We start from the raw sequence: 17,204 nt of genomic DNA, 5'->3' as shown, positions 1-17,204 counted from the left end.
GGCGTTAATAACGTGCCATTCCTTTCGCCGGGGCGGAGCTGTCGCGGCGGACGAGTTCGGCGGCGAGCGACTCCACCCGGGGCTTGGCCGATCCCGCGTCCAGCGCCAGCGCCATCGCCCGGGTACCCAGCTCCACCAGCGGCAGCCGGACCGTGGTCAACGCCGGGGTGACATCGCGCGCCATCGGCATGTCGTCGAAGCCGAACACGCTGACCTGGCCGGGCACCGCTATGCCCCGCGAGCGCAGCAGCGACAGCGCGCCGATGGCCATCGAATCGTTGAGCGCGGCGATCGCGGTCAGTTCCGGCTCCGCGTCGAGCAGCGATGCGGTGGCGGCGGCACCCGTGTCACGGTCGAACGCCGCGTACCGGATGCGGTGTTCGGGCAGTTCCCGGTGGTGCGCGGCGAACGCCTCACGCAGCCCGGTCAGCCGATCGGTGGTGGTGGTCAGCATCTTCGGCCCGGCCACCACCCCGACCCGTTCGTGCCCGAGCCGGCGGATCTCCTCGCCGAGCAGGCGGGCACCGGCGCGGTTGTCGGGCATCACCGCGTCGCCGGAGTGCTCGTGCCGGCCGATCACCGCCACCCGTCCGCCGGTGGCCTCGTACGCGGCCAGCTTCCCGTTGAGCAGCCGGGTGAAGTCGGGGTCGTGGTAGCCGGAGCCGGCCAGGATGATCGCCGCGACCTGCTGCCCGCGCAGCAGCTCGACGTACTCCAACTCCCGCTCCGGGTCGCGGTAGCTGTTGCAGATCATCAGCAGCCGCCCCCGGTCGGTGGCGACCCGTTGCAGGCCCCGGGTGATCTCGGAGAAGTACGGGTCGGAGACGTCGTGCACGATGACGCCCACGGCACCCCGATGCGAGCGGGCCAGCAGTTGCGCGTGGGCGTTGGGTACGTACTGGAGGTCGGCGACGGCCCGCAGCACCCGCTCGCGCAGCTCGTCGGTCACGGGTTTGCTGCTGCCGTTGATCACCCGCGACGCCGTGGCGGGTGAGACTCCCGCCCGCCGTGCCACATCGGACAGCGTCGCCACACCCGCCCCCTCACGCGTCGCGCCGGCCACGCGCCCGGACCGCCAGCGTCACCGTACCGTGTGCCATGGTCGAATCGGTCAGGCCCGTAGCGTGACCGGGCGGGACCCGGTCCCGGGGGCGCGGTCGGGCACCGCGCCGCTGGCGAGCAGATGCGCGCTCGACCCGACCAGGGCCGGTTCCCTGGAGTAGACCCGGGCGAGGTCCAGGGCGGCGCCGAACACCCTGTCCGCCTGGGGGGCCGTTCACGGCGGCCTCGGCGGCGATCCAGGCCGGTCCCTCGATTCCGTCGACGGTGACGTCGGTCAGGCCGGCCGTACGGCATTCGTCGACCAGTTCCTCGACGCGGTGGAAGTAGGCGTGGGTGAAGCCGAGGCTCGGGTCGTTGTTGCCGTCGGTGAGCAGCGTCCTAGCCTCCTCGATCATCCGTTCGGTGAGTCGCCCGGTGGCCACGGAGTCGAGCGGGCCGGCGAAGCGGGAGATCCCGGCGGCGAGGACCCGGCCGCCCGGCCGCGTCACGCGGACGGCCTCCGTCAGGGCGGTGCACCTGTCGGCCCGCTGCGTCAGGTGGTAGAGCGGGCCCAGCAGCAACGTCGCGTCGTAGGCATCATCGTCCTCGGGAAGGGCGCGGGCGTCGGCGACCTTCGCCACGATGGCAGGTTGGCCGGCACGAGCCTGCGCCACGTGATCGGGTACGAGATCGAGCAGGCATACCCGGTAGCCCAAGGCGGTGAGGGTGCGGGCGTACTCGCCGGTGCCACCGCCGACGTCCAGCACCCGGGCCGGCGGGGGAGGCAGCAAGTCCCGCAGCAGTTCCACTGTCCGGATTCGTTCCAGCCGGGCCTGCGGCCGACTGCCGAGGCGGAGGTCTTCGCGGGAGTGGACGGTGTAGTACTCGACAATCTCCTCGGACTGATCCATTCCGTGATGCTCGTCCATGGCAGCCGACGGCGGCCACCGAGTTTCCTCGCCGCTGATGCGTCCCCGAGCAGGGCGGTCAAGAAGGGGGGCCCTGCTATGCACGAGGCGTCAACAAGGTGCCCTTCCTCTCACTTGCCCCGGGGCTGGAGTGGGTCCTAGGCTGTCAGGAAAGCGCTTACCTGACACCTGCACCGACGGAAGGACCGACATGACCCGCAGGTCGATCGGCATCATCGTGAATGGCGTCACCGGCCGGATGGGCTACCGGCAGCATCTGGTGCGCTCCCTGCTGGCCATCCGGGAGTCCGGCGGCGTACCGCTGCCCGACGGCACCCGCATCTGGCCGCATCCGGTCCTGGTCGGGCGCAGCGAGACCAAGCTGCGGGAGATCGCCGAACGGCACGGCCTGGACGACTGGACCACCGACCTGAGCGCCGCGCTGGCCCGCGACGACGTCGAGATCTACTTCGACGCCCAGGTCACCCAGCAGCGGGAGAAGGCCATCCGGGCGGCGGTCGAGGCCGGCAAGCACGTCTACACCGAGAAACCCCTCGCCGAGGACACCGCCGCCGCGCTCGACCTGGCCCGCGCGGCCCGCACCGCCGGCGTACGCACCGGGGTGGTGCAGGACAAGCTGTTCCTGCCCGGCCTGCGCAAGCTCAAGCGGCTGCTCGACGGTGGCTTCTTCGGCCAGGTGCTGTCGGTGCGTGGTGAGTTCGGCTACTGGGTCTTCGAGGGCGACTGGCAGCCCGCCCAGCGTCCCTCCTGGAACTACCGCGCCGAAGACGGCGGCGGCATCGTGGTGGACATGTTCCCGCACTGGCACTACGTGCTGGCGGAACTGTTCGGCGAGGTACGCGCGGTCTCCGCCACCATCGCCACCCACGTCCCGCGCCGGGTCGACGAGGCCGGCCGGCCCTACCAGGCCACCGCCGACGACGCCGCGTACGCCGTCTTCGAACTCGACGGCGGGGTGATCGCCCAGCTCAACTCGTCCTGGGCGGTGCGGGTGTTCCGCGACGAACTCGTCGAGTTCCAGGTCGACGGCACCGAGGGCAGTGCCGTGGCCGGGCTGCGCCGGTGTCGGGCGCAGCACCGTGCGGTCACCCCGAAGCCGGTGTGGAACCCCGACCTGCCGGTCACCGAGGACTTCCGGTCGCAGTGGACGGAGGTGCCGGACAACGAGGACTTCGACAACGGCTTCAAGGTGCAGTGGGAGGCGTTCCTGCGGCACGTCGTCGCCGGTGAGCCGTTCCGGTGGGACTTCCTGGCCGGGGCACGCGGGGTGCAGCTGGCCGAGCTGGGCCTGGTGTCGGCCCGCGAGGGCCGCCGTGTCGAGGTGCCGGAGCTGGCGCTGTGAGCGGCACGACGGTCACCCTGCCCGGCGGGCGGCGGCTGCGGCTGGCCGGCGGCACCGGCCATCCCCGCCCCGACGGCCCGCCGCGCAGCCGCATCGCGTACGCCGCCGCGCACGTGGTGGCCGACCCGGGCGCCGACAACACCCCGGGTACGCCCGCGGTGCTCGACTGGGACCGCACCCTGGCCTTCCGCCGGCACCTCTGGTCGTACGGAATGGGCGTGGCCGAGGCGATGGACACCGCGCAGCGCGGCATGGGCCTGGACTATCCGACCACCCGGGAGCTGATCCGGCGCAGCGCCGCGGAGGCCCGCGCGGCCGGCGGCCGGATCGTCGCCGGGGTCGCCACCGACCAGCTTCCGCCCGGCCCGGCGACCCTGACCGAGGTCACCGCCGCCTACCGTGAGCAGCTCGCCGACGTGCAGGACGCCGGAGCGGTACCGGTGCTCATGTGCAGCCGCCACCTGGCCGCCGCGGCCCGTCACCCCGAGGACTACCTGCGGGTGTACGACGAGCTGTTGACCGCCGCCGACGGTCCGGTGGTGCTGCACTGGCTCGGCCCGATGTTCGACCCGGCGCTGACCGGCTACTGGGGCTCCGCCGACCTGGACCTGGCCGCCGACACGGTGGTCGCCCTGCTCAAGGCCCACGCGTCCCGGGTGGACGGGATCAAGGTGTCGCTGCTCGACGCGGGACGGGAGGTGGCGTTGCGTCGCCGGCTGCCGGCCGGGGTCCGGCTCTACACCGGCGACGACTTCAACTATCCGGAGCTGATCCGGGGCGACGACACCGGGCACTCCGACGCGCTGCTGGGCGTCTTCGCCGCCATCGCGCCGGCCGCCGCCGCCGCGCTGGCCGCCCTCGACCGGGGCGACCTGGCCGGGTACGACCGGATCTTCACGCCCACCGTGCCGCTGGCCCGGCACCTGTTCGCCGCCCCCACCTGGTACTACAAGACCGGCATCGTCTTCCTCGCCTGGCTGGCCGGCCACCAGGACCACTTCACTATGGTCGGCGGCCTGCAGTCCGGCCGGTCCCCGGCGCAGCTGGCCACCCTGCTCACCCTCGCCGAGGACGCCGGCCTGCTGCCCGACGCCGACCTGGCCGCCGGCCGGGCCCGGGCCTTCTTCACCGTCGCGGGGGTGGAGCAGTGACCGGCCACCGCGCCGCCCTGCGGCGCTTCTCCCTCAACCAGGCCACCACCCAGCACTGGCCGCTGCCCGACGCGGTGGCCGGCTGCGTCGCCGCCGGGGTGCCCGGCATCGGTCTGTGGCGCGAGCCGGTCGCCGAGTACGGCGTCGAACGCGCCGCCAAGCTGGTCCGCGACGCCGGGCTGACGGTGACCACGCTGTGCCGGGGCGGCTTCTTCACCGCCGACGACTGGCGGACGGAGAACCTGCGCGCCATCGACGAGGCCGCCGCGCTCGGTGCTCCGGTGCTGGTGCTGGTCTCCGGCGGGCTGCCCGCCGGCAGCAAGGACATCGACGGTGCCCGGCACCGGGTGGCCGACGCGATCGCCGAACTCGCCCCGTACGCCGAAGCCGCCGGGGTACGGCTCGCCGTCGAGCCGCTGCACCCGATGTTCAGCGCCGACCGCTGTGTCATCGCGACCCTCGGGCAGGCCCTCGACATCGCCGAACGCTTCGACCCGGGCATCGTCGGCGTCGTGGTGGACGCGTACCACGTGTGGTGGGACGACACGGTCTACGCCCAGATCGCCCGCGCGGGGGAGTGGATCGCCTCGTTCCAGGTCTGCGACTGGACCACCCCGTTGCCCGCGGGCGTGCTGCTCGGTCGGGCGCTGCCCGGCGACGGCTGCATCGAGCTGCGCCGCCTGCGCGAGGCGGTGGACGCGGCCGGCTACACCGGCCCGATCGAGGTGGAGGTCTTCAACGCCGACGTCTGGGCCCGCCCCGGCGAGCAGGTGCTGGCCGCCGCCATCGACGGCTACCTGCGCGAGGTCGCCTGACTCGGCCACCTGCACCACGTCGCCTGTTCGGCAGGGCCGCCGTACTGCCTTTCGGGTAAGGCGACCGGATTGTCTGTCGGAGTGATCGACACGTTCTGGCGCTGCGTCTTCCAACATTGGCCGGGTTACGCGCGGAAGGGCCAGGCATTGACTGCCTGCGGATCGTCGGGCCGGCGGAAGATCTGTGGGTAGGCGTGATTTCACACCGAAATTTTTATTTCACTGTGAAATCAGTGTCCTGAAGACGATCGTCCCGGGCACGCGTCCCCGGGCGCACCAGCCCCGGGTGCCGGCAGGGCGGCGCGGTTGGCCAGGGCGTCGACCAGGCGGCGGGTGGAGCCGGCGAGGTTCCACCGCTCGGCCAGCTCGATCAGCCGCTCCGGGTGGGCCGGTGCGGTCGGCAGCTCGGTGGGCAGTGGGGGCAGCGGCACGTCCAGGGCCACCCGGACCACCTTCGGCGCCACCGCCAGATAGTCCCGCGCGGCGGCGAGCTTGGTGCGCAGGCCGGGCGCGAAGCCGGAAGCCGGGTCGTCCAGGGCGGCCAGGACGCCGGCGACGTCGCCGTACCGCTCGATCAGCCGGGCGGCGGTCTTCTCGCCGACGCCGGCCACCCCGGGCAGCCCGTCACTGGGGTCACCGCGCAGCGCCGCGAACTCGGCGTAGCGCCGCGCCGGGATGCCGTACCGGGCGCGGACCGCGGCGTCGTCGCAGTCCTCCAGCTTGGCCACCCCGCGCCCGATGTAGAGCAGCCGTACCCCGCGCTCGTCGTCGACGAGCTGGAACAGGTCACGGTCGCCGGAGACCACCTCCACCGGCCCGGGTTGGCTGACCGAGAGGGTGCCGAGCACGTCGTCGGCCTCGTAGCCGGTCGCGCCGACGACGGTGACGCCCAGCGCGTCGAGCACCTCTAGGATCATCGGCACCTGCGGGGAGAGCGTGTCCGGCACCACCTCGCCGCCCTCGGGCGCCACCCGGTGCGCCTTGTACGACGGCAGCAGCGCGACCCGCCACTGCGGCCGCCAGTCGTGGTCCATCGCGCACACCAGCCGTCCCGGCTGGCGGGTGCGGACCAGCTGGGCGAGCATGTCCAGGAAGCCGCGTACGGCGTTGACCGGCTGGCCGTCGGCGGTCTTCGCGGCCGACTCGGGGATGCCGAAGTAGGCCCGGAAGTAGAGGCTGGGCGCGTCGACGAGCATGATCGGGGTCTGCTGTGCCACGTGCGACAGCCTGGCACACCCCACCGACGTTCGACGCGCCCGGCACGACCGGAAGGACGACGAATGTCCGTACCCACCCGACTGACGCTGACCACGGTCAACCTGGACACGCCCGACCCGGCCGCGCTGGCCCGCTTCTACCGGCGGCTGCTCGGCTGGGAGATCAAGGTCGAGGAGGCCGACGACGTCATCCTGAGCAACGCCGACGGCGGCGTCGGGCTGTCGTTCCAGCGGGAACGGGCGTACGTTCGCCCGACCTGGCCGGCCGAGCCGGACCGGCAGCAGATGTCGATGCACCTGGAGATCGGCGTCGAGGATCTGGACGCCGCACTGGACCATGCGCTGGCTTGCGGCGCGACCCTGGCCGAGTTCCAGCCGCAGGATGACGTCCGGGTCTGCCTGGACCCGGACGGCCACCCGTTCTGCCTCTGGCTGATGCACTGAGCCGGGTCGGTCCGGCTCGCGTGCGTCGCCGTCCCGCTCAGCTCGCGGTGCGTCGCCGCCGGACGGCGTACGGCAGCGCGAACAGGTACAACCCGGTGAACAGGAGTAGGGCCAGCGGGGGCAGCGGCAGATAGAAGAGCCATTCGACGGGGTCGGCCTGTGCCGCGGCGACGAAGGCGACGATGACGGTCACCACGAAGGTGATCGACGTCCATCGGTGGGTCTGGCGGACGATGTTGTTCCAGCGCAAGGCGACCTCCAGCAGAGCTGAGCTGCCCGGCCCGGCGGGATGTGCCGGGCGGGATGTCCTGAGGGTCAGCTTGCTGCGGCGCGACGCGGAGTGCTTCTCGATTCCTGACCGGTCGGCGGGCCACGCTCGGCGCGACCGTCCACACACCCGCCCCCAAACGACCGTTAAGCTGACGGGGTGGGAACCGACGAGCTGTATCCGCCCCGGCGGCTGGCCGCCGCGCAACGCGCGACCGCCGCCGCCGGCCTGGACGCCCTGCTGCTCAGCCCCGGCTCCGACCTGCGCTACCTGACCGGCTACGACGCGCACGCCGGTGAGCGGTTGACCCTGCTGGTGCTGCCCGCCGAGGGCGAGCCGACCCTGATCGTGCCGACCCTGGAACGACCGGCGGCCGAGGCGTCCCCGGCACCGGCCACCGGCGTACGCGTGGTCGACCACGCCGACGGCACCGACCCGTACCCGCTGGTGGCCGCCGCGCTCGGCGGGCCGGTCGCCACCGTGGGGCTGGCCGACCGGATGTGGGCCGAGCAGGTCCTCGCGCTGCGTACCGCGGTGCCCGGCGCCCGGCAGCGGCTCGCCTCCGAGGTGCTGCGGGAACTGCGGATCCACAAGTCCGCCGCGGAGATCGCCGCACTCGCCGAGGCCGGTGCGGCGATCGACGCCGTACACGCCCGGATGGGCGAGTGGCTGCGGCCCGGGCGTACCGAGGTCGAGGTGGCCGCCGACGTCGCCGCCGCGATCCGCATCGGCCTGGACGGCCACGAGGAGCCGTACGTGGTGGCGGGCAACGACCGTCCGCTGGCGGCCGGCATGGCCTTCTCGGTCGAACCGGGCATCTACCTGGCCGGGCGGCACGGCGCCCGGATCGAGGACATCGTCGTCTGCACGACGGACGGCGTAAGACGGCTCAACACCACCCCCACGGAGCTCATCGCGCTATGACTGTCGACCGGATCCTGCCCACCGACGAGGCCCACGACTTGCTGGAGCTGGCCACCGAGATCGCCGACCGGGAACTCGCCCCGAAGGTCGACGAGTACGAGTCCCGCGCCGAGTTCCCCCGGGAGGTGCTGCGCACCCTGGGCCGGGCCGGCCTGCTCGGCCTGCCCTATCCGGAGCAGTACGGCGGCGCCGCCCAACCGTACGAGGTCTACCTCCAGGTGCTGGAGATCCTGGCCGGCCGGTGGCTGGCCGTCGCCGAGGCGGTCTCCGTACACACCCTGTCCTGTTTCCCGGTCGCCGCGTTCGGCACCGAGGAGCAACGCAAGCTGCTGCCCGACATGATCGGTGGCGAGCTGCTCGGCGCGTACTGCCTCTCCGAACCGCAGGGTGGCTCGGACGCCGCCGCGCTGACCACCAGGGCCGTCCGCGACGGCGACGACTACCTGGTGACCGGCACCAAGGCGTGGATCACCCACGCCCAGGTGGCCGACTTCTACAACATCTTCTGCCGTACCGGCGGCCCCGGCCCGCGGGGCATCTCCTGCCTGCTCGCCGACCGGGCCACCGCGGGTATCCACCCGCAGGTCGCGGAACGCACCATGGGCCTGCGCTCCTCGCCGGTGGCGCAGCTGGTCCTCGACGACGCCCGGGTACCGGCCGAGCGGCTCGTCGGCGGCGAGGGCGTCGGCTTCACCATCGCGATGTCCGCGCTGGACTCCGGCCGGCTCGGCATCGCCGCCTGTGCGGTGGGCCTGGCCCAGGCCGCCCTGGACTACGCGGTCGACTACGCCCGGCAGCGCCAGCAGTTCGGCCGCGCCATCATCGACTTCCAGGGACTCGGGTTCACCCTGGCCGACCTGGCCACCCAGATCTCCGCCGCCCGGGCGTTGACGCTGGCTGCCGCCCGGCTGCGCGACGCCGGCCGCCCGTACTCGATCGAGGCGGCCAAGGCGAAGCTGTTCGCCACCGACGTCGCGATGCGGGTCACCACCGACGCGGTGCAGGTGCTCGGCGGCGCCGGCTACGTCGCCGACCACCCGGTGGAGCGGTACATGCGGGAGGCGAAGGTGCTACAGATCGTCGAGGGCACCAACCAGATCCAGCGCCTGGTCATCTCCCGGGCCCTCGCCCGGCAGTGACTCCTGGACGGCCGCGACCCCTGGACGGCCGCGGTGGACTGAGACCCCGGGCGGTGACCCTGGGTGACGACCGGGCTCGCCGAGCGCGACGCGGGGCGGGCCCGGTCGTCGCGTCGGGCGGGCTTTGCGGGTAGGTTTCACGCCGTGGAGGAGATCGATCAGGCCATCGTCGCCGCGCTGACCGCGGACGGCCGGCTGTCGTACACGGACCTCGCCGAGCGGGTGGGCCTGTCGGTCTCGGCGGTGCACCAGCGGGTGCGCCGGCTGGAGCAACGCGGCGTGATCAAGGGCTATGCCGCGCGGGTCTCCTTCGAGGCGCTCGACCTGCCGTTGACCGCGTTCGTGGCGATCCGGCCCTTCGACCCCTCGCAGCCGGACGACGCGCCGGAGCGGCTCGCCCACCTGCCCGAGATCGACTCGTGCTACTCGGTGGCGGGCGAGGACTTCTACCTGCTGCTCGTGCGGGTGGCCGGCCCGGCCGACCTGGAGCGCGTCCTGCAGGAGATCCGGATCTCGGCCAACGTCACCACCCGGACCACGGTCGTGCTCTCCACCCCCTACGAACACCGTCCGCCGAAGATCGCGGAGCCGGCGTACCAGCACCGGCTGCGGGGTGCGCCGCCGGAGCCGACCACCCCGTGACCGCGGCCGTGCCCGCACGGCCGCGGGGAGCCGGACCCGGCGCGTCGCGCGAGGCGCGCGGGCTCCGCCGCCGGTGAACCTCGGGCGGCCGCCGGGTGGGCCGCCGGTGAACGTCGGTGCGGTTGCCGGTGAACCCCGGATGGGCCGACAGAACGCCGCAAACCGGTCGAGAAGATCGAGAAACGCGACCCCCCGGTGGGGTCCACCGACACCAGGCGGGGCTAGGATCCATCCCTGATTCTGCGGAAGTGAGACCCGATCATGAGCGACACCGGCCGATGCCGGTGTTCCGCGGCGGTGCCTCGGCGCCCGGGTCGATCGGCGTGTCTTCAAGGGGAGGACGAGATGTACCGACCGATGCGGTCGCCCTTCAACCACTCGGTGTCCGGAGTCCGGTCATGACTCGCATCCTCGTACGCGCCGGCAAACACCCGACAACAGTCCTCTCCCACGAGCAGAGCCTCGCCACCTCACGGTTGGGCGTGTTCGGGTCGAACTCCGGCAACATGCTCTTCTACAGCGCCGTGTTCCGGGTGCTGAGCGTGCCCGACGCCGAGTTGGTCGCCAACTCGTACGTGCACGAGCGCCCGGTCCACCTGGGCCGATACGTCGACCGGACGAACGAGGAGTTCGACCGGTTCGTCCTGCCGATGGCGAACTCCTACCGGGACACCTTCCTGCCCCACCTGGAGCGGCTCGCCAAGGTCATCGAGAAGCTGACGATCCCGGTCACCGTGGTCGGCATCGGCGCGCAGCTGCCGTACGGCACCGAGTTCGACTCGCTGCCCGACGAGTACAAGCGGATCGTCACCCGGTTCACCCGTGCCGTGTTGGACCGGTCCGCCTCGATCGGCGTGCGCGGCGAGTACACCGCGCGGATGCTCAAGTACCTGGGCTTCGGCGACGAGCACGTACGCGTGATCGGCTGCCCGTCGATGTTCGGCAACGGGCCGTTGGGCCCGCTGGTCCGCAAGGTCAACTACCTGACCCCGGACAGCCCGCTGGCGATCTCGTACACGCCGAAGGTCAAGGGCGTCGACCGGCTGGTCGAGGCGAACACGAACCGCTACCCCAACAGCGTGATCGTGCCGCAGCAGCACCACCGGCTGGCGCTGATGCTCTGGGGCGAGAACCCGGCCAAGGTCGGCAACAAGCGGATGCCGATCCACACCGAGCACCCGCTCTACGAGAACGACCGGATGCGGTTCTTCGTGGACGCCTCGACGTGGGTCGAGTTCATGGCCGAGCAGCACTTCGCCTTCGGTACCCGGATCCACGGCAACGTGGCCGCCGTGCTGGCCGGTACGCCGGCGGTGGTGCTGGCGCACGACTCCCGGACCGTCGAGCTGGCCGAGTACCACGGCATCCCGTACCGGCTCTACGCCGACCTGCCGCCGGACGTCGACGCGCAGCAGCTGTACCAGGAGGCCGACTTCGACACCTTCGCGCCCCGGCAGGCGCCGACCTTCGAGACGTACCTGCGTTTCCTCGAGCACAACGACCTCGAGCACGTGTTCCAGCCGGGCAAGGAGAACCCCGCGTACGACCAGGCGCTCGCCGCCGCCAAGTTCCCCGGTCCGGTGCACACGCTGATGGCCTCGGACACCGTCGGTCGCCGCCAGGTCATGTCGCGGTTGCGCTGGCTGCGGCAGGGACACGAGGGTGACCTGGCCCGTCCGGCCTACGACTTCGAACCACCCTTCCGCGAGCCCCGCGGACAGCAGGCGTCACTTGAGGAGCGGGTAACCCAGTTGGAGAAGGAGTTGAAGGTGCAGCAGAACTTCCTGGCGAGCTGGCGCGGCCGGGTCAGCCGGGTGCTGCGGATGAACGGCTCGGGCACGCCGGGGGTCCGACGGTGACGCCCAAGTCCGGGCTTCGCGGGTGGCTGGCGGGTCGCCTGCCGACCCTGGCCGCCGAGCTGGCGGCGCTGACCGCCCTGCTGCTCGCGGCGGTGGCCGGCTCACCGTTCTGGGCGCTGGCACCGGCCCTGGTCGCGGTCGGCCTGCTCGGCTGGGTGTGGCGCAACGCGTTCAGTGGCGGTTCGGCCCCGTCCGGGGCGACGGTGGTGACCCGCCTGCTCCTGCTCGCCAGCGCCTACGTGCTGGCCGCGGTGCACGGCGGCCTCGGCTTCGGCCTGGCGCTGGGCGTCGGCGTGGCGGCCCTGGCGATTCTCGCCGAGCCGGCGGTGTCGGCGGTTTCTCGGTCGGTCTACCCGGTCTCGGCGAACCTGCGCGGCAGCGGCCTGCGTCCGAACCTGCGCCCCAACACCAGCCGCGCAGTGCTGGTCAACGGCGTCGCGGTGGTGGTCGCCCTCGGGTTCGCCTTCGTCGGCACCCTGGGGGTGGTTTCCCTGGTGGTCTCGGTCGCGGCGCTGGCGTTGGTGGTGTTCACCGGCTGGCAGGCGACGACCCGGGTACGGGCCCGGCACGCCAGCGAGACCCGGTTGAACGCCGCGCTGACCGCGTACGAGCCGGCCTTCCTGCTGCACTGGGACGCACCGGCCGGCACCGCGTACCAGGTGGGCATGTGGCTGCCCTACCTGGACCGTCTCGGCAAGAAGTACTTCGTGCTGGTGCGCACCGAGGCCAACTTCAACGAGGTGTTGCGCCTGACCACGGCGCCGGTGGTGCTGCGCTCGGGGCTGGGTCAGCTCGACGACGTCATCGTGCCGTCGCTGCGGGCGGCGTTCTACGTCAACACCGCGACGAAGAACAACCACATGGTCCGGTACGCGCACCTGACGCACATCCAGCTCAACCACGGTGACAGCGACAAGGTGCCGAGTCACAACCCGGTCTTCCGGATGTACGACAAGAACTTCGTCGCCGGTCAGGCGGCGATCGACCGGTTCGCGGCCAACGGCGTCAGCATGCCGGCGGAGATGTTCGCCATCGTCGGACGGCCGCAGGTGGAGAACGTCGCCATCGCCGCCCAGCCGATCGCCTCGATCGCCAATCCGCGGGTGCTGTACGCCCCGACCTGGGCCGGCTTCTACGCCGACTCCAACTACTCGTCGCTGCTCGTCGGCTTCGAGATCGTCAAGGCGCTGGTGGCGCGGGGTTGCAGCATCGTGTTCCGGCCGCACCCCTACACCGGACGGTCGGCGGCGCTGACCGCCGAGTCGGAGCGGATCAAGACCCTGCTGGCCGAGGACCGTCGGGCCAACGGTCGGCCGCACGTGTTCGGTGCCGAGGCCGAGACGAAGATGTCCGTGGTGGACTGCTTCAACGCCTCGGACGTGATGGTGTCGGACGTGTCCAGTGTGGTGGCCGACTACCTGTACTCGGAGAAGCCGTTCGCGATGGTGGCCGTCTCCACGCCGGCGGACCGGTTCACGGACGCGTTCCCGCTGGCGCGGGCGGCGTACGTGATCGACGCGTACGGCGGCCGGGTGCGGGGTCTCGATCCGGTCCTGGACGATCTGCTCGGCAGCGACCCGCTGGCCAGCACCCGGCAGGATCTGAAGAAGTACTACCTCGGGGACATCCCGGCGGAGGGGTACGCCCAGCACTTCCTCGACGAGGCGGGCCGTCACCTCTGACCTGAGAGTCCACAGTCGACCGGCTCCGGTCCACCATCGCAGGTGGACCGGAGCCGGTCGACTGTTTGTGGGTCAGTGCCGGGCGGTCGACGTGGCTTCGGCCGACGGGGCGGGGGAGTGGTTCCAGCGCAGGACGACCCGCCGGCCGTGTTCGTGGCCGAGCAGGCTGAGCGTGGCGGTGTCCAGACGCAGCAGCCCACCCGCGGACGGCGGGAGTCCGATCCACCGGGCACCGAGTACCCGCAGCGAGTGGGCGTGCCCGACCAGGGCGACCGACCCGCGGTCCAGCAGGGGGTGCAGTCTGGTGAGTAGCCGGTCGACGCGCTCGCCGACCTCGCTGGGCGACTCGCCGCCGGGGCAGCCGTCGGTCCAGACGTTCCAGTGCGGGCGGTCGTGTTGGATCTCCGCGGTGGTCCGGCCCTCGTACTCGCCGTAGTTCCACTCGGCCAGGTCCTCGTCGGTGTCGGTGACGGTCAGACCGGCCAGCTGCGCGGTGCGCAGGGCCCGGAGGCGGGGACTGGTCAGCACGCCGACGAACCGCTGGTCGGCCAGGGCCGGGCCGAGTGCCCGGGCCTGTAGTTCGCCGTCGGGGGTGAGCTCCAGATCGGTGTACGACGTGTGCCGGCGGCTGATGCTCCAGGTGGTGGCGCCGTGCCGGATCAGCATGATCTGTCCCTGTCCCATCCGTCCAGTCAACCCCACTCGAGACGCCGGTGGGTGTCGAGCCGACCGTTCGAGGACTTCACCTAGCTTCCTAGGATGCACTACGCGATGTGACCCGCCCCGGGTTTCCCCCCGGGCCGACGGGGAACACCACAGCGACAGGGGCACGACCCCAACGGCGGAGCAGAGGAGGCGACATGAGCTTCACCGACAAGGCGAAGAACAAGGTCGAGGAACTGAGCGGCGCCGCCAAGGAGCGCATCGGCGACATGACCGACAACGAGCGCATGCGCGCCGAGGGCGCCAACGACCAGAGCGAGGCCCGCGCGCGGCAGGCCGGTGAGAACGTCAAGGACGCCGGGCGCAACGCCAAGGACGCGTTCACTCGGTGACCTCAGCGCGACGAGGGCGGGCCGCCGGATACCGGCGGCCCGCCCTCGCGTGTCGGCCTGGTGGACGGCGGCCGATGAGCCGCCGTCCGTGCTGGGTCAGTCGTCGCGGTGGGTCCGCCACCACTGCCGGCCGACCTCGGGCAGGGTGTCGATCGGGTCGTAGTAGGCGTAGCGCTTGCTGAGCGCGGCCAGGTCGGCGGACTCGATGGAGGTGCGGTAGTTCTTGGTCCAGTACGAGATGCCGCGGTCACGGTCGTAGTCGGTGACCATGTGCACCCAGCGTTTGCCGACGAACGGTACGTCGCAGACGATCCGCGGGGTGGCGTACCCGGGCAGGTAGCCCATGATGTCGTGCTGCAGTTGCTGGGCGTGCCAGACCGGGACCCGCCAGTGTTCGGCGTTGGGGATCATGTCGCACATGTAGAAGTAGTACGGCAGGATGCCGGCTTCGCCCTGAAGTCCGAAGCAGAGGTCGAGCAGGTCTTCGCTGGTGGCGTTCACGCCACGCATCAGGACGCCCTGGTTGCGTACGTCCCGGACGCCGACGTCGAGCGCGGTCTGGGCGGCGCGGGCGACCAGCGGGGTGAGCGACTGGGCGTGGTTGACGTGGGTGTGGATGGCCAGGTTGACGCCGCGGCGGGCGGCGGTGCGGGCGACCCGTTCCAGGCCCTCGACGACGTCGGGCTGGAGCCAGTGCTGGGGCAGGCCCATCAGTGCCTTGGTGGCGAGTCGGATGTCGCGGATGGTCTCGATCTCGAGTAGCCGCATCAGGTACGACTCGAGGTTGCGCCAGGGCACGTTGGCCACGTCGCCGCCGGAGACCACGACGTCGCGGACTCCGGGGTGGGCCTTGAGGTAGCTGATGTGGGCGTCGTACCGGTCGACGGGCTTGAGGGTGAGCTTGAGCTTGTCGACGGCGGGGGTGGAGTTGCCGACCAGGTCCATCCGGGTGCAGTGCCCGCAGTACTGCGGGCAGGTGGAGAGCAGTTCGGCGAGGACCTTGGTGGGGTAGCGGTGGGTGAGGCCCTCGGCGACCCACATGTCGTGTTCGTGCAGCGAGTCGCGGCTGGCGTAGGGGTGCGAGGGCCAGTCGGTGCGGCGGTCGGAGGCGACCGGGATCATGTAGCGCCGGATCGGGTCGGCGAGCAGTGCCTCGGTGGTGAGCGGGGCGAACGGCACCATCGTGTTGATCATCTGGGGTGGTACCAGCATGGACATGGTCGCCAGGGCGCGTTGGTCGGCTTCCAGGTCGGTGTAGAAGGTCTCGTCGACGGTGTCGCCGAGTACGGCGCGGAGCTGCTTGACGTTCTTGACGCAGTTGACGCGCTGCCACTGCGCGTTCTCCCACTGGTCGCGGGTGACGTGGCGCCAGCCGGGGAAGCGGGTCCAGTCGGGTTCGACGAGTGGGTTGCGGCGGTATTCGTAGGGCTGGCCGGTGGTGCTGGTGGGGGCCGGCGGGGTCGCCGGTTCGGTCTGCACCGGCGGGTGGGTCTGGGTCACGGCCCCTCCTGTGGTTGTCGGTGGTCAGCGGATCGCAAGGCTACTGGAAATTATCCGGTGAAGAAATTAGTCTGCCGTAAGTTTTCCCGCTACGCGAGCCTCAGCCCGAGGTTCAGGCGGCTGGACAGGGGAGGTCGGCGTGACGTCACCGGTGGGTCTGCACCGTGTCGTGGAACCGGCGGGAGTGCTGCCGCAGGCGGCCTGGCGGCTGGACCCGCGGCCGGAGATCGCGCCGAACGAGGTGCGGATCCGGGTGGAGCGGCTGAACCTGGACGCGGCGAGTTTCCGCCAGTTGTGGGAGAAGCACGCCGGTGACGGCGACGCGGTCCGCGCCGAGGTGTTGGAGATCATCTCGACCCGGGGCAAGATGCAGAACCCGGTGACCGGGTCGGGCGGCATGCTGATCGGCACCGTGGCGGAGGTTGGCCGGCGCTCTCCGCTGGGGTTCGCGCCCGGCGACCGGGTGGCCACGCTGGTGTCGTTGACGCTGACCCCGCTGGTGGTGACCGACGGGCTGGCGCGGTGGGACGGGCGCAGTGAGCAGGTGCCGTGTGACGGGTGGGCAATCCTGTTCGCCCGGTCGATCGCGGCGGTGCTGCCGGCGGACCTGGACCCGCAGTTGTCGCTGGCGGTGCTGGACGTGTGCGGTGCGCCGGCGCTGACGGCGCGGGTGGTGTCGCGGTACGTGGCGCAGCGCTCGGAGGCCGCGCCGGTGACGGTGGCGGTGGTCGGCGGCGCGGGCAAGAGTGGCTCGCTGTCGTTGGCGGCGGCACGGCGGGCGGGTGCGGGTCGTACGGTCGGTGTGGTGCCGGTGGCCGGCGAGCGGGAGGCGCTGGTGGCGGCGGGGTTGGCGGACGAGGTGGTGTTGGCCGATGCCCGGGATCCGGTGGGGTTGTCGGCGGCGGTGACGTCGGCGTTGGGGGTGCCGGCGGACGTGACGGTGGTCTGCGTGGACGTGCCGGGTTGTGAGCACGGTGCGGTGTTGGCGACCGCGGACGGCGGCACGGTGATCTTCTTCTCGATGGCGACGAGCTTCGCGGCGGCGGCGTTGGGTGCCGAGGGTCTGGCGGCGGACGTGACGATGCTGGTCGGTAACGGGTTCGTGCCGGGGCACGCGGAGTTGGCGTTGGGGTTGCTGCGGGGCGAGCCGGGGGTGCGCGGGCTCTTCGAGGCGCGGTTGGCGGCAGACTGAGGCC

At 71.7% G+C, this 17,204-nt stretch carries 16 protein-coding genes and 1 pseudogene; 11 read left to right on the top strand and 6 right to left on the bottom strand.

Going from position 1 to position 17,204, the window contains the following annotated elements; all coding sequences use genetic code 11:
* Positions 1–4 precede the first annotated feature (4 nt).
* Together D2L64_RS16205 and D2L64_RS16200 are read right to left on the bottom strand one after the other, a co-directional pair.
* Positions 5–1,033, bottom strand: coding sequence for a LacI family DNA-binding transcriptional regulator (locus tag D2L64_RS16205; RefSeq protein ID WP_119577463.1), 1,029 nt, complete (start codon positions 1,031–1,033; stop codon positions 5–7).
* Between the two features lie 10 nt (positions 1,034–1,043).
* On the bottom strand, positions 1,044–1,952 hold the full coding sequence (locus tag D2L64_RS16200; protein ID WP_233558977.1) for a class I SAM-dependent methyltransferase: 909 nt from the start codon (positions 1,950–1,952) through the stop codon (positions 1,044–1,046).
* A 208-nt stretch (positions 1,953–2,160) separates the two neighbouring features.
* Here D2L64_RS16200 and D2L64_RS16195 point away from each other — a divergent pair, with 208 nt between their 5' ends.
* Genes D2L64_RS16195 through D2L64_RS16185 form a run of 3 tightly spaced genes read left to right on the top strand, consistent with a single transcriptional unit; the run spans position 2,161 to position 5,278 of the window.
* Positions 2,161–3,312, top strand: coding sequence for a Gfo/Idh/MocA family protein (locus D2L64_RS16195; RefSeq protein ID WP_119577382.1), 1,152 nt, complete (start codon positions 2,161–2,163; stop codon positions 3,310–3,312).
* A complete protein-coding gene (locus D2L64_RS16190; protein WP_119577380.1) occupies positions 3,309–4,463 on the top strand; it encodes a dihydrodipicolinate synthase family protein in 1,155 nt (384 codons plus the stop codon). Before D2L64_RS16195 ends, D2L64_RS16190 begins: the two co-directional genes overlap by 4 nt.
* Entirely contained in the window at positions 4,460–5,278 is an 819-nt protein-coding gene (locus tag D2L64_RS16185; RefSeq protein WP_119577378.1) for a sugar phosphate isomerase/epimerase family protein, read from the top strand. The genes D2L64_RS16190 and D2L64_RS16185 overlap by 4 nt, the downstream gene beginning before the upstream one ends.
* Before the next feature lie 299 nt (positions 5,279–5,577).
* On the opposite strand, the pseudogene D2L64_RS16180 reads toward D2L64_RS16185, so the two are convergent.
* Positions 5,578–6,474, bottom strand: a pseudogene (locus tag D2L64_RS16180) (5'-3' exonuclease); the annotation flags it as partial.
* Between the two features lie 84 nt (positions 6,475–6,558).
* On the opposite strand from D2L64_RS16180, the gene D2L64_RS16175 reads away from it, so the two are divergent.
* The gene (locus D2L64_RS16175) at positions 6,559–6,939 is read left to right on the top strand and encodes a VOC family protein (RefSeq protein ID WP_119577376.1); all 381 of its coding nucleotides are present in this window, start codon (positions 6,559–6,561) and stop codon (positions 6,937–6,939) included.
* 37 nt (positions 6,940–6,976) lie between these two features.
* On the opposite strand, the gene D2L64_RS16170 is transcribed toward D2L64_RS16175, so the two are convergent.
* Positions 6,977–7,189, bottom strand: coding sequence for a hypothetical protein (locus D2L64_RS16170; protein ID WP_119577374.1), 213 nt, complete (start codon positions 7,187–7,189; stop codon positions 6,977–6,979).
* A gap of 177 nt (positions 7,190–7,366) precedes the next feature.
* Between D2L64_RS16170 and D2L64_RS16165 the strand changes: the two genes are divergently transcribed.
* From D2L64_RS16165 to D2L64_RS16145, 5 genes are all read left to right on the top strand, one after another.
* Positions 7,367–8,131, top strand: a complete 765-nt coding sequence (locus tag D2L64_RS16165) for a M24 family metallopeptidase (RefSeq protein WP_119577372.1) — start codon at positions 7,367–7,369, stop codon at positions 8,129–8,131.
* Positions 8,128–9,270 carry an acyl-CoA dehydrogenase family protein gene (locus tag D2L64_RS16160; RefSeq protein ID WP_119577370.1) on the top strand — a complete coding sequence of 381 codons (1,143 nt, stop codon included), beginning with the start codon at positions 8,128–8,130 and terminating at the stop codon, positions 9,268–9,270. Before D2L64_RS16165 ends, D2L64_RS16160 begins: the two co-directional genes overlap by 4 nt.
* 144 nt (positions 9,271–9,414) lie before the next feature.
* On the top strand, positions 9,415–9,912 hold the full coding sequence (locus D2L64_RS16155; protein ID WP_119577368.1) for an Lrp/AsnC family transcriptional regulator: 498 nt from the start codon (positions 9,415–9,417) through the stop codon (positions 9,910–9,912).
* 398 nt (positions 9,913–10,310) lie between these two features.
* Positions 10,311–11,771: a polysaccharide pyruvyl transferase family protein gene (locus D2L64_RS16150; protein ID WP_158603509.1), complete on the top strand. Its 1,461-nt coding sequence runs from the start codon at positions 10,311–10,313 to the stop codon at positions 11,769–11,771.
* Positions 11,768–13,453 (top strand): CDP-glycerol glycerophosphotransferase family protein, encoded by a 1,686-nt coding sequence (locus D2L64_RS16145; RefSeq protein ID WP_119577364.1) that lies wholly within the window; start codon positions 11,768–11,770, stop codon positions 13,451–13,453. The genes D2L64_RS16150 and D2L64_RS16145 overlap by 4 nt, the downstream gene beginning before the upstream one ends.
* A gap of 72 nt (positions 13,454–13,525) precedes the next feature.
* Here the strand turns inward: D2L64_RS16145 and D2L64_RS16140 are convergent, their stop codons facing one another.
* Entirely contained in the window at positions 13,526–14,137 is a 612-nt protein-coding gene (locus D2L64_RS16140; RefSeq protein ID WP_119577362.1) for a histidine phosphatase family protein, read from the bottom strand.
* A gap of 176 nt (positions 14,138–14,313) precedes the next feature.
* Between D2L64_RS16140 and D2L64_RS16135 the strand changes: the two genes are divergently transcribed.
* Positions 14,314–14,508, top strand: a complete 195-nt coding sequence (locus tag D2L64_RS16135; RefSeq protein WP_119577360.1) for a CsbD family protein — start codon at positions 14,314–14,316, stop codon at positions 14,506–14,508.
* Between the two features lie 96 nt (positions 14,509–14,604).
* Here the strand turns inward: D2L64_RS16135 and D2L64_RS16130 are convergent, their stop codons facing one another.
* Positions 14,605–16,008: a KamA family radical SAM protein gene (locus tag D2L64_RS16130; RefSeq protein ID WP_119577358.1), complete on the bottom strand. Its 1,404-nt coding sequence runs from the start codon at positions 16,006–16,008 to the stop codon at positions 14,605–14,607.
* 139 nt (positions 16,009–16,147) lie between these two features.
* On the opposite strand from D2L64_RS16130, the gene kdd reads away from it, so the two are divergent.
* Positions 16,148–17,200 carry an L-erythro-3,5-diaminohexanoate dehydrogenase gene (gene kdd, locus D2L64_RS16125; protein WP_119577356.1) on the top strand — a complete coding sequence of 351 codons (1,053 nt, stop codon included), beginning with the start codon at positions 16,148–16,150 and terminating at the stop codon, positions 17,198–17,200.
* Positions 17,201–17,204 lie beyond the last annotated feature (4 nt).

It is taken from the genome of Micromonospora radicis, assembly GCF_003583405.1.
Lineage (GTDB): Bacteria > Actinomycetota > Actinomycetes > Mycobacteriales > Micromonosporaceae > Micromonospora > Micromonospora radicis.
The sequence above is the reverse complement of the archived record's forward strand: the minus strand, read 5'-3'. Positions and strand labels throughout refer to the sequence as shown.

Bases quoted from the DNA above. Each gene is read 5' to 3' on its own strand.
- D2L64_RS16200 (WP_233558977.1), bottom strand. From the start codon at position 1,952: ATGGATCAGTCCGAGGAGATTGTCGAGTACTACACCGTCCACTCCCGC.
- D2L64_RS16195 (WP_119577382.1), top strand. From the start codon at position 2,161: ATGACCCGCAGGTCGATCGGCATCATCGTGAATGGCGTCACCGGCCGG.
- D2L64_RS16175 (WP_119577376.1), top strand. From the start codon at position 6,559: ATGTCCGTACCCACCCGACTGACGCTGACCACGGTCAACCTGGACACG.
- D2L64_RS16160 (WP_119577370.1), top strand. From the start codon at position 8,128: ATGACTGTCGACCGGATCCTGCCCACCGACGAGGCCCACGACTTGCTG.
- D2L64_RS16150 (WP_158603509.1), top strand. From the start codon at position 10,311: ATGACTCGCATCCTCGTACGCGCCGGCAAACACCCGACAACAGTCCTC.
- D2L64_RS16140 (WP_119577362.1), bottom strand. From the start codon at position 14,137: ATGGGACAGGGACAGATCATGCTGATCCGGCACGGCGCCACCACCTGG.
- D2L64_RS16135 (WP_119577360.1), top strand. From the start codon at position 14,314: ATGAGCTTCACCGACAAGGCGAAGAACAAGGTCGAGGAACTGAGCGGC.